A 13,087-nucleotide genomic window follows, 5' to 3' on the forward strand; every position below is an offset into this window, starting at 1 on the left:
ATGCCCTGGGCGTAGGCATCCCTTCCAGCGGCAAGCTCACCATAGAGACCACTGTGATCAACCCCTACAACGGTACGGGCTCCGAGCAGGGCGGTATCTGGGCAGGCCTAAACGACAAGACCTTTGTCAAGCTGGCCATCACCGGCAACAAGGTCGAGATGCGCAAGGAAGTTAATGATGTGTCATCCACAGCATCAGCATCCAGCAACCCTGACCAGCGGGTTACAGCGACCATTTCAGGACTTAATACCAAAACCGTAAGGCTGCGGCTGGTGCTGGACCTTGTGACGAATAAAATGGAAGGCTTCTACTCCACAGACGGAGTAAACTATATCAATGCTGGCGCTGGCTATGCCACACCTGCTGTCGACATTGCGAGCATGTCACTGGCGGGAAAACCGTTGTATGCAGGCCTTTATGCCACGCACCGCAATGCAACCACATCGGTCAGCTTTACCTTTGACAACTTCTCGATCACAAAAGATGACTCGGCTGCCAAATTATTGACCTTCAAGCCATCTGGTCTTGACTTTACAGCCGTGCAAGGACAGGCTGTTACCGGCAAGTCCACCATACTGGCTGCGAGTGAAGGCACACCCGCCATTACCTTGAGCAGCACGGAAGGCAGCTGGCTGAATTTACCTTCAGTTTCTTCCGCAGGAACGATCAGCTTCGGGCCTTCCAACTTCTCGACGACCATGGCGCCGGGCATCTATGAAGCCGTTGTAACTGCTACGGCAAACGGTTATCAGCCTGCCACATTGCTGATCAACCTCACCATAACTACTCCCAGTGTAACGCAGCAGCAAATCCAGGTCAACTTCCAGAATGCCGGAACGGTACCGCCTGCTGGCTGGGTCAGAGATTACGGCCAACCTTTGGGACCAAGAACCGGAGCCAATCAGGGCACAGGCCTTGAATACGGATGGCGCAGACGCTCAAATGGTACGCTGCTGGATTTGTCGGGAGACGGAGCCTCAAACCTGGGCAACGGCCGCAGACGCAGTACGCCGGATGATGTATTGCTGGCCAGTCTGATGCATATGCAGGCTGATGACATCAGCGGTGATTTCAACGGCACCAAGATAGAGGGCTACTGGGAAATTAAAGTTCCAAATGGCTCCTATGAAGTAACCGTTACATCAGGGGATGGTGAAATTGGTGTATACCCTGAAAGCCACACGATCAACGTCGAAGGCGTCAATGCAATCAAAAGCTTTGTGCCCAGCGGGGCCGCCGGCAGCAGTACGCGCTTCAAAACTGGTAAGGTGCAGGTAAAAGTAAGTGACGGTTATCTGACGATCAATGCCGATGGCGGTACCAATGCAAAAATAAACACGGCTGTCATCACGCCGGTAAATGTTTCACCTTACCTGATATGGTCGGCCAGCGAATATAGTTTGGCAGTGGAAAAAGCGACGACCACAACAGGCAGGACTTTTTCACTGGACTTAAGTCATTCAACGATTCAGGATAACCTTCCTATCTCGATAACAGCTGAATATGGACCCGGCGCAGCCAACTGGCTGAGCTTTGATGCCAGCCACAACGGTGACGAGCCCAATGTGACTTTTGATTATAAAGCGGCTTTGTCTCTGGCAGTAGGCACTTACACTGCGACTGTTACGGCATCTGCACAAGGTTATACGAGTGCCAGCACCCTGGTACAGGTTACTGTACTTGCATCCGGTGCCAACCAGCCTTACGTAATTTCATCCACGCCAATCAACGGCGCTACCAATGTCAGTGTAAATATCGCCAGCATTGCGGCCAACAATATTTATGTTCCAATTGTAGATGGTTTCAAAGGCGGTGTGGACAACAGCACGATTTCGTTGAATACTGTCAAGCTGTACAAAGTTGTTGGCACTGCCACAGCTGAAATTCTTGGAACTACCCAGGGCACAGGCGGCGGGGACGCCATCAGCTTCTCGCCCCGGTATGCCCTGGAAGCTAATACCAAATACAAATTTGTGGTTACTGATCAGGTGAAATCTTATAGTGGTGCAGCCTTCAAGCCTTACGAGGCTACTTTCACTACCGGCAGCACCACGACCAGCACGCCTAACCCGGTTGCCGCCGAGTTTGCACCCAAGCAGGTCATCCCCGGCACAATCGGCAAGAAATACACCTGTCTGACCTTTGGCCCGGACGGCAAGTTCTATGCCCTCCGGCTGGACGGAGTTATTGAACGCTTCACGGTCGATCACCAGACCGGCATGCTTTCCAATCAGCAGGAGATTAATTCACTGACGGCCAAATATGGTTTGCGTTCCTCGGTGGGTCTGACCTTTGACCCCTCTTCAACAGCTACCAACCTGATCGCCTGGGTATCGCACTGCAGCGCAGGGCTGACCAATGCGCCCGAGTTTGACGGCAACATCTCCAAGCTGACCGGTTCTAACCTTCAGAACGAGCAGCTGGTACTGACCAAGCTGCCGCGTTCGAAGGCCGACCACCTGGTCAACAGCATCGCTTTCGGGCCGGACGGCGCCCTGTACTTCAACCAGGGAAGCCTCAGCTCAATGGGTAATTTTGACCGTAGCTGGCAGCGTGATGAAAGTTTGCTGGCAGCGACTGTGCTCAGACTTGATCTTAAAAAACTTACCGGTATTACCTTGCCGCTGGATGTGAGAACGACTTCCAACCAGGCTTTGATCAATGCCGCACCGTCCAACAGCTACCGCATGTCAGACGGTACCTATAACCCGTATGCAAGCAACTCGCCTTTGACCATCTATGCCTCTGGCGTACGAAACGCCGTAGACCTGGTATGGCACAGCAACGGGCAGCTGTATGTACCTACAAATGGTTCGGCTGCCGGTGGTAACTCGCCAGCTTCAGTAATTGGTACCAGAAGGCCCGACGGCAGCTTCTATAACGGCCCTTTTGTTGATACAACGAATTCCATCAAGGTGCAGAACGACTGGCTTTTCCGGGTGAACCCCTTGAAGCCGGTGGGCTACTACGGCCATCCCAACCCGCTTCGCGGCGAGTACGTGGCCAACCGCGGCTACCTGGACAACCCCAAGTACCCCGCAACGCAGGGACCCGATGCCAATTACCGCGGCGCGGCCTACAACTTCGAGCTCAACAAATCCCCTAACGGCGCCATCGAATACAAGAGCAATGCCTTCAACGGCGCTCTGAAAGGAAGATTGCTGGTGTGCCGTTTCAGTGGCGGCAGCGACATCATTGTCCTTGAACCCGGCTCGAAGGTCAAAGACCCTTCGGTTACTTCTGCCAGCAGCAACGACAAGATTTACGACATCATCGGTGCGCAGACCGGCTCGGGCACAGAGGGCATCACAGGGCTTTCGGGCTTTACCAACCCGCTGGACATCACCGAAGACGTCGAGACAGGCAACCTGTATGTGATCGAATACAACTGGAACAACACCAAAGGGAAAACTTCTCAGATCGTAATGTTGAAAGCAATAGCTACTTCGGTTCAGGCCGGCATTGCTGAGGTAAGTCCTTCGGAAATCGTCGACAACGATGTCGTAAGCGGTGCGGCCGGCAAGCCGCATGCCATTACACTGGCAAACATCGGCAACAGCAACCTGACCGTAACAGGCATTTCCCTGAGCGGCACAGATAAAAGCCAGTTCCAGGTATCTTTGGCACCGACGGCGACAGTAGCTGCTCCGGTAACGATTGCCCGCGGAAGTGCTGTTACCTTCAACGTTACTTTCAATCCTACTACTGCCGGAATCAAAACAGCCAGCCTGCTGGTGAGCAGCACCGGTAATCCTGTGCAGACTGTTGTACTCAGAGGACTTGGCACTGCCGGATTGTCAGGCACAAATGAGCCTTCTTTGCAGATGGTTATGGATTTGCATAACATTAAAGTGAACGTAGGTGATGATAACAAAAGCACCAATGTTATCCATAGCAATACCACTACGGCCAAGGCGCCTTTACTGGGAGAAGAAATACCTGTGCAGGCTTTCCTGCGGGCATCGGACGGACCTGTGACGATTGAACCTTTATCCGTATTCGGGCCACAGGGTCCTTCGGGTACCGTGACAGGCTTTGGCTGGTACAGTTCCGGGGATGCCAATGCAAAAACAGAGCTTTTTACAGTTGCCAATAGTAATTACCAGACTGTGGACGTACAGATCAACGGAGCATCTTCCTTTGATCCGGGTATCAACTCTTTCGGCTTTTACTCGCGCTGGCCATACTTTGCCAACCGTCATCTGTACAGCGAAGATGCACTTAATACTTTTACAGGCGCACTGCCGCACCATGTAAGAGTGTACCCGCTGAAAGATGCAGCCGGACAGACTGTGGAACATGCCTACGTAATCGCATTTGAAGAAACTACCTCAGGACTGGATTATCAGGATATTGTTGTGATTGCCCGCAACATCAAGCCTTATGAAGCATCGGTAAAAGAGCTGACCTTGTCGGCATCTGCGATGAACTTTATTCATTCACTGGGAACAGCAGCACCCGCAGCACAGACGGTTACATTGTCTGCCAATCTGGGTACACCGCCTGTCAGCATCAGCAAAACAGCAAACAGCAACTGGCTGATACTGCCTGCTTCTCCTGCCATTGGTAATCTGTCATTCGGTATCAATCCGACTGGCCTTGCCATCGGAACATACAATGCAACGGTTACTTTCTCGTCAGATGGCTATACAAGTGCCAGCCTGCCGGTTACACTGACAGTTACAAACGCGAATAATGCACCGGTTCTGACGCCTATCGGCAATAAAACTGCGGCGGTCGGCCAGACATTAACCTTTACCGCAACAGCAACGGATGATCCCGGCCAGACAGAAACCTATTCATTGATAAAAGCGCCGGCCGGTGCAACAATCGATCCGGTAACGGGTGTATTTACATGGACACCAAGTACTACAGGCACCTTCATCTTTACGGTGAAAGTAACGGACAACGGATCGCCTGCCATGTCTGATGTAGAGGATATTACCGTAACAGTAGGCAGTACGCCACTGGCCATCCGCATCAATGCGGGCGGAGCAGCCTTTACTGCTTCCGGCAACCGTCAGTTTGCAGCCGACAGCTACTTTGGCGGAATCAACAGAACCGGAACACTTGCCAATACGGTGGACATCCTGAATACGACTGACGATGTACTTTACCGTTCAGAGCGTTCTTCGGAATCTTTCAATTACAGCATCCCTGTTACCAACGGAACCATGAACGTGGTGCTGCACTTTGCAGAAACCTGGTTCGGCGCTCCGGGTGGCGGCACAGGCGGATCGGGCAAACGCAGGTTTAACGTAGACATTGAAGGAAGTCGCAAACTAACCAACTATGATATTTACGCCGTAGCAGGCGGCGCTCTCCGTCCCGTGCAGGAAACTTTTGCTGTAACGGTTACCGACGGCATCCTGAACATCAACTTTACGAGTGGATCGGTTAACATTCCAAAATTATCAGCCATTGAGGTGATGCAGCAGACCACATCAACTAATACAGCGCCGGTTTTAGCTGCCATCGGCAATAAAACGGTAACGGTGGGACAGGCACTGAGCTTTACTGCGATAGCAACCGACGCTGATGCAGGCCAGAGCAAAACGTTCTCGCTTGTCAATGCACCAGGCGGAGCCGCCATCAATGCAACAACAGGCGTGTTCAGCTGGACACCGGCAAGTGCGGGAACCTATACTTTTGCGGTGAAAGTGACCGATAACGGATCGCCGGCATTATCGGATGACGAAACCATTACAGTAACGGTAAATGGCACTGCATCTACATCAGTAACCTTGTCGCCGCTTGCAGATTCTTATGTTCGCAACGGCAGCTATGCAGGTACCAATTACGGAAGTGCTACAAGTCTGGTCGTAAAATCCGGAAGTGGAGACGGTATTACCCGTTCGGCTTACCTGAAGTTCTCGCTGAGCAGCCTGAGCCAGGTAAGTTCGGCCAAGCTGCGTATCTACGGTAACAATACTGAAAATACGACAACGGTGAATCTGTCTGCATACGGTGTTGACAACGATAGCTGGACAGAAGGCGGAATCAACCTGAACAATGCCCCGGCAAGTTCATCAACGGTTCTGGGTCTGGTGGGCGTTACCAACACAAAGAAGTACTACGAAATTGATGTAACGGCTTACGTTCAGGCGCAGCTTGCAGCAGACAAAGTAGTGAGCATTGCGTTGAAAAACCCGAGCAACCAGAACCGGAATCTTACTTTTAACAGCAGGGAAAATACATCCAACAAGCCGCAGTTACTGATTACAGGTACCACGACTTCCGGAGCAAGAACCAGTGCGGAGGAATTCTTTGGTCAGGAATCAAAGGTTGAGTTTGTAAATTCAACCATTTATCCGAACCCGATCCGGAAGCGTTTCACCGTCGAGATTTCCCGTCAGCATGCAGAAGATGTTTCTCTTGAACTCATCAGTCAGAACGGCAGATCGTTTGATATCAAAACGCCAAAACAACTTCCGGCGGGATCAAAGACTGAAATAGACGTTACTGATCTTTCTTTGAGTGCCGGGATTTATTTATTAAAAATACAATCGGCTGCGGCAACGGAAACTTTGAAAGTGCTGGTTACTGATTAGCATTGTTGAATTAACTATTTTACAGAGACCATCTCAGCTGTTTGGCTGGATGGTCTTTTTTTATTGGAAACCATATCGGGCTTAAATTTCCGGAGCAGATGAAAATCGAGAATTATAGTGAAAATGAAACACAATTGAAGTAACTTAATAAAAAATCAGAAATCAGTACCATTCTGATACAGGTTTTTGAATTTGGTGCCGTAATTAAAACCATAGGAATTGAAAAAATCCTTGGGAAATGAATTAAAAAGTAGGCGTAACTCAGATACTTTTGCAATGTCGGCAAGCTTTGGAATGATAAAACCGGATAGGAACAGGAATGTACCCGTTCAGCATGGATTCAGTAATATTCCATTTATTCCGGCTTATTAATCGTTAACTGTTTTTTATTTTCCGCTGTTTATCAGAACAGGAATACGGAAGTAACCGGTTTGAAACTTTTATAAAAATTCCTTTTAACCTTGAATATGAAAATTAACTCTACTCCATTTAAATTCCTCTGGCTGTTCACTTTACTTACCTTGCCGTTATCCCCGAAAGCACAGGTAATTTTCAGAGATGATTTCACCCGGGACTTACTGGGACAAGACTGGCTCACAACCGGTTATGCCCGATGGTCAATTGTCAACGGCCTTGCTTACAATCTTATTGACGGCGCCGGAGGCACACTCACGACCAGCAATAAATACAGCGCCGCAAGCTATGTGCTGGAAACCAAAGTTTATCCTTTGAAAAACGGTTACTGGCGGGAATACGGCATTGTGTTCGGCAAACCGTCGCCTGATGCGGATTACGGATATATACTCAAATATCATCCTTATTACAACCTTAGATTGATCCTTGGCAGGTCCGACGGGAATGAATTTTACCCGATTGTGCTGGATCAAAAGCATATAACGCTTGATCCGGACAAACAATATTCCATCAAAATAGTAAAAAGCGCCGAGGGAAAGATTGACGTGTATCTCAACAGCGGAAGCGGATACAGCAAAGATCCGGTGCTGGAAGCAACGGACAAAACGTACCCGGCACTGGGTCATATGGGATTGCGGGTGGACACACAAACTGCCGCAGAACCTTATTATGTAGACTGGATTGAAGCACGTTCCCTTCCGTCGCTGATTACGGACCCGAAAACAGAAAGCGGAGACGCGTACGAAGTGGCGAACATGGGCGTAAATGTTCCCTTGTACGTTGACAGGGATTATAATCTGGTTTCGCTGCCCGACTTTTTGCAGGGAGTTACTTTTATACAAACCGGTAATGAAACCAAGAGAGACAAGCGGCCCTCATTTCTGAAATTCAATCTGGACCGGGAAGCTATCGTGTATGTGGCTTATGATCCGAGAGCAAAAGTTTTACCCGAATGGCTGAACGGATGGCAAAAGCTGACGGATAAAGTTTACACGACCGATCCGGGCACATCTTACCTTAATGTTTACACCAAGGTTTTCCCCGCAGGAACTGTCACATTAGGCGGCAATCTGGCGGCACCTGCTGCCGGCGCACTGACCAATTACCTTGTTGCGGCCATTCCATCCGGATCAGTAGCGGCACGTGAAAGTATTTTCCCGGAAATCGCAGGCCGATTACAGCCGGCTGCAACCGAAGCATTTTCCGATGAAATTACTGCAACAGGCTTTTACCCGAACCCTGCCCGCGACAAAGCGGCAATCCGTTACACATTACAGCAAGCCGCAACTGTAAACCTGACGTTGTTTGACAAGCAGGGACGCAGCATTGCCACTTTTGTAAACGAACGCAAGCAGGCCGGAAAACATGCAGAAGTAATCGACGTTCAGCATTTGGCCGAGGGTATTTACTTGTATCAGCTTCGTACCGGTGATCAAATCCAGTCGGGTAAAATGCTGATTAAACATTAGGAACAGTTCCAGAAATTCAGTTTACAGTCTAAATCAGGAATTTGTAAGCTGTTTGAACACATAATATCTTGCCCAAAATACGAGTAACGGTCAACAGACATCTTTATATAAAAACCGGCTTTGCAATCAGTAACATGACTGCAAAGCCGGTTTCTTTCATCAAAGTTTCAGAATGGAAAGGTTATAAGTCCGGCTTTCCGACAATCCTGATTTTCCGGTCATTACAACCTGATAAATACCGGCAGGCAACTGGCTTAAATCGATGCCGAATCCGTTGTTCTTTTTACCTGCATTCACTTTTGTCAGTACGACTTGCCCGGATGAATTGATGATTTTTATATCTACTGTCTGTACAGCTTTGTCCGGCACTTCCAGCGTAAGCTGCGACTGGACGGGATTGGGATAAAAATTCAGGTCACGGGCTGTCAGTGCATCAATGGAAATAATCCGGCTTAATGCAGATTTTCCGTCCGTATCGACTTGCCGGAGCCTGTAATAACTGATACCCGCCGGATAGCTGCTGTCCATAAACCTGTATTTACTTTCCGCCTCCGCATTGCCCCGTCCTTCTACCCTGCCCAACATCATAAAATCTTTTCCGTTCAGACTTCTTTCAACTTCAAAATACGCATTGCTGCGTTCCGTTGCAGTAGTCCAGCTCAGCAGGTTTCCTTCGGCAGTATGTCTGCCTTCAAAACGGGAAAGCGTTACGGGAAGCGGCCCGACGGGCGCATCCGACAGGCCGAATCCGGAAAATCCGGTATGAAAAGTGGATGTAAATGCATTGCCCGAACCATACGCCGTTACAGTAACCAGTTCTGCCTGCGAAGTGGCGGCTGTGTTGCCCGGCGAAATCCCGCCCTGACTTTTACCCATTGATTTGATCCTCGAACCGTTGAAAGCCGGCAGTTCGCGGGCACCATAGTAAAGTGTGATTTCAAAGGAACCGTAGAGGTTGTTATGCGCCGGAACGACGCTGTAGGTCTTGTTGGTAATATGATAATCTCCGAACCAATCCGTCTCATCCGACCCTTCCCGGTCAATCCGGACCGTTGTACACCCATAATCATGGTCGCTGAGGTTTTTTATTTTAGCCATCAGATCGCCCGTTGCCGGATCATGGAAATACACCGTCGCATGGGGACCGAGGTATGCTGACGGCGGTTCGGGCGTTACGGCGGAAGCAATCTCAGGCAGTTTCCTGGTTCCTGTAATTTTAATGTTGTCAATGCCCCAGTAAGCCCAATCCTTGTTTTCATAAGTAAACCGGACCTTCATATTGTGGTTAGCGTACGATTCGGGTATGGGAATATGGATCGTGGCAGGATTCTCAGATGTGCCCAGATCTTTTGTGTGGGTCAGAAGATTTTGCCAGGTTTCCCCGTCCCATACATCCACCTTTGCCTTGGCTCTGGCTGAATGCTTGTATTCCTGAATGAAAGAAACAAGCAGATCCTTGTACCCGACAGCATCAAAGGTAGCGGACTCAAAGGAAGTTTTGACAGGCTGTTCTTCCGGCAGAAAGATTCCGCCTATGTCCTCAAACATGCCATAAATAAACAGATGCGGAACGCCGGCCGAATCCAGCGGGTTGCCTTCGGCCACATACCATGTAAACGGAATTCTCGGCCCGTCAATAATTTTCCAGCCAAGCGGAATTTCTTCATTGTTAAAGTCGGCTGAGGGCAGCTCCTTGGGTGTTTCGTCCGGTGCAAAATCGTCGTCCAGGATTGTTAATGTTAATTCCTGATTGAAATTTTCATACAGCGCACCTCCGCCTGTTGCCGTAAACCTGAACTTGAATGTTTCATCCTCTTCCGTATTCGGATCATTGTAAACCCTCAACGACACATCATGGGAAAGTTTGCCCGGCTGAAGAGTAAAGTCCAGCGAACCGGTTGTGAAATCCGCATTGCTCCCGATGGCGGCGTTTCCGGATACCGGAATCAGTTTCACCGTGACCGGCGCAGTCGGTGCTTCGTTGATTTTCAGTGTTATTTTCTTTTCAACATAATCAAGGCATGGAAACGTATCAGAAGCATTTCCTGCAACTGCATCATTCTCCCGAACTGTAAGCGATTCGGCTGCAAACTGCACCGTTGGAACGGCGCATGAATAGATGTTTACATCATCAATATACCATGCATTTGTCCAGCCACAACCATTTGTACCCAATACCCATTGAATCTGGATATTGTCGCCTGCATCCAGTCCGAGAGCTGTAAGATTGATACGGCTTTGTCCCCAGGTATTATTTTGATCTCCTATATTATTTCCGATGAACGCCGGCTCGCCGTACAACGGGTGTTCATCCGAGAAGTATGTTTCGTATTCAGGAACATTATACGGGTTGTCGGTAAAAGCGGATGCCGGAATCAAAAGCCAGGCTCCACCATTGATACGGTACCTGAGATTGCAGCCGTCATCATACCGCGAAACTTTAAAATAATGATCAAATGCCATATAGTACGGCCCTTGCTTTTGTGCCGGAATGTCAATGACCGGGCTTGTCAGCGTAATGGTACCATATGCCCCGCATTCATCTGTCAGGGAAGTACCGTAGGCAACGTGGCCGGTTCTGTTCAGCGGCGGTTTGCTTTCGTTAATCCAGTTATTCGGAACCCAGTCTGTGCTTTCGGAAGTGTTGGCAGCAATCCAGCCATCCATCCCGGATTCAAAATCTTCATAAAACAACGCATTCTCCGCCGAACCGCCGACGCACATGGCGGATACGGGTGAAAACAGCGGAATCGGATAAGGACAATTGACAGGGCCTCTCAACTCTACCGCCGCAATTACTTTAAGCAATTCCGCAACATCCGAAGGCTGAATGATTTCTCCGGAAAGCCCGGAAGCTGAATTTGCAGTGGAGAGCTTTTTCAAATTTTGGCCAACCAGATCATTGGCAGCTGCTTCCAGGTCATCTGCCAGTTCTGCAAAGGTGGTTGTCTGGGTCAGGTAATTCGCCTGTGTCTGCCAGAAGATATGCGCCGCTTTGGTCAGCCCGATTCCTTTGATGGCCTGTCCGTTGTAATATCCGCCGTCCACAAGCAAGGCATAGGCATGGTTAACAATGCCCGAATTCACATAATCCTGAAATTCCGTTGCTGTAAAGCATAAGTATTCCTGATCCGAGATCTTGCCGGGATCGCCGGTACAGTTCGGGTCCCACATATCATGCAGGTAATGAAACATGGTAGTTCGTTCACCCACCATCCATCGCGTGGAGCTTTTACATCCCGTTCTTATGGCATTGTCCTCCTTTTCATCCATGTAATTATTGATCTGATCCAGCGTTTCGCCCCAGATATCCGAAAAAGACTCATTGATATTTCCTGATTGTCCGGAAGCAACAAGACCGCTCGTACTTTCTATATAGCCATGTGCCCATTCGTGCCCCACAATGTCATCCGATGCACTGAACGGGTAAAGAATGACCGATTCACCATTCCAGTATGCCTGATAGCCTTCTATTTCTTCCGTGTTGACGATGTTCATCACACCATCCTTGTTATCATAGGAGGTATAATCAAATGCGTTTTTCATCATGTTATACATTTGCCTCGTAATTTCCAGCTGATATTGCTGGTGCTCATTCAGCTTACCGGGAAATTTGTCGCCTTCTTGCCATATCAGATTGGATTCATAAACAGAACCGTCATATACCGCGCGGTGCAGGCGATGAATACCTGTATACTGCTCCACCTTGGCTCCGGAATGCGCATCGATGTATACGAACTCCCTTATGTCCGCATGGTTCCGGACTTCTGTTTCATAAACCAGATGTTTACGCCCGGGCTTGCCCTGCAGCAGCCCTTTCTGAAAAATCATCAAGGTCGACTTGAAAACTTCCAGCGGTTTTTCCGGTCTGATTTTTTTCTGCCCGGTCACAATCCGGATCGCCTCCTTTGACGCATCTTCCTGAGAAATCTTCGGAATGGTGTTCAGTTTGTCTATTCTGATAAAATTGCCGTTAACCGATGCCAGTTCGGCATTGCCGTTGAAATGAAACTTCAGAGCGCCGTCAAATACCGGGATTCCCTGAAAATATTGCTGCAGTGTCACATGCTTCAATCCGTAACCATCCGTTTCGTCCTTTTTAAGCAGGTAAGCATCCTTGTCCTGCCGGATTGCAAATACGCCGGGATTCTGTTTTAAAAACGCAAATGCCTTTTCCTTTGCAGTGGCACCGCTCAGTCTGAAACCTTTGCCGGCCGCAAACCGCAGCATGCCCGGAGAATTGGTAGCCGGATCCAGCGTGGCCATTGCACCGGAACCGGCAGCAAACATTTTGAGATTTTCCTTTTGCAATGGCTGGCACATGGCAGCGGCTGCAAACAAAGGAAACAAGAAGGTAAAAATCGGATGTTTCATAACGGTCGGTGTTGAAGTGTAAGGATATACATTGAAAACTGACCGGTTATGTGCAAGCAGAAATCAACTATTCCACTTACATCGAATCAGTTAATCTTTATAAAGATGCTATCATTGACACGCCTTCCCAAACCGTAAACTAAGTAATGACATGAAATAATATCACTTGGCTTATCCACCTCATTATCAGAACAATTTCCAAATATTTACCTGTTCAGTTTTTCCGTTTATTGCACTTGTTAATGGTGCAAATGATGCAAAACGGATCGCTGCAACTGT

3 protein-coding genes are annotated in these 13,087 nt (G+C 49.0%); 2 read left to right on the forward strand and 1 reads right to left on the reverse strand.

All coding sequences use genetic code 11. The annotated features are described in order from the left end of the window. Positions 1 to 53 precede the first annotated feature (53 nt). A complete protein-coding gene (locus FEM33_RS10225) occupies positions 54 to 6,551 on the forward strand; it encodes a CBM96 family carbohydrate-binding protein (RefSeq protein WP_229214185.1) in 6,498 nt (2,165 codons plus the stop codon). A gap of 467 nt (positions 6,552 to 7,018) precedes the next feature. Next, on the forward strand, positions 7,019 to 8,434 hold the full coding sequence (locus tag FEM33_RS10230; RefSeq protein WP_139011968.1) for a T9SS type A sorting domain-containing protein: 1,416 nt from the start codon (positions 7,019 to 7,021) through the stop codon (positions 8,432 to 8,434). A 159-nt stretch (positions 8,435 to 8,593) separates the two neighbouring features. Here FEM33_RS10230 and FEM33_RS10235 read toward each other — a convergent pair whose 3' ends face one another. Continuing rightward, positions 8,594 to 12,808, reverse strand: coding sequence for a M4 family metallopeptidase (locus tag FEM33_RS10235; RefSeq protein ID WP_139011969.1), 4,215 nt, complete (start codon positions 12,806 to 12,808; stop codon positions 8,594 to 8,596). Positions 12,809 to 13,087: the final 279 nt, after the last annotated feature.

The sequence above is a fragment of the Dyadobacter flavalbus genome, from assembly GCF_006149045.1.
Classification (GTDB): Bacteria; Bacteroidota; Bacteroidia; order Cytophagales; family Spirosomataceae; genus Dyadobacter; species Dyadobacter flavalbus.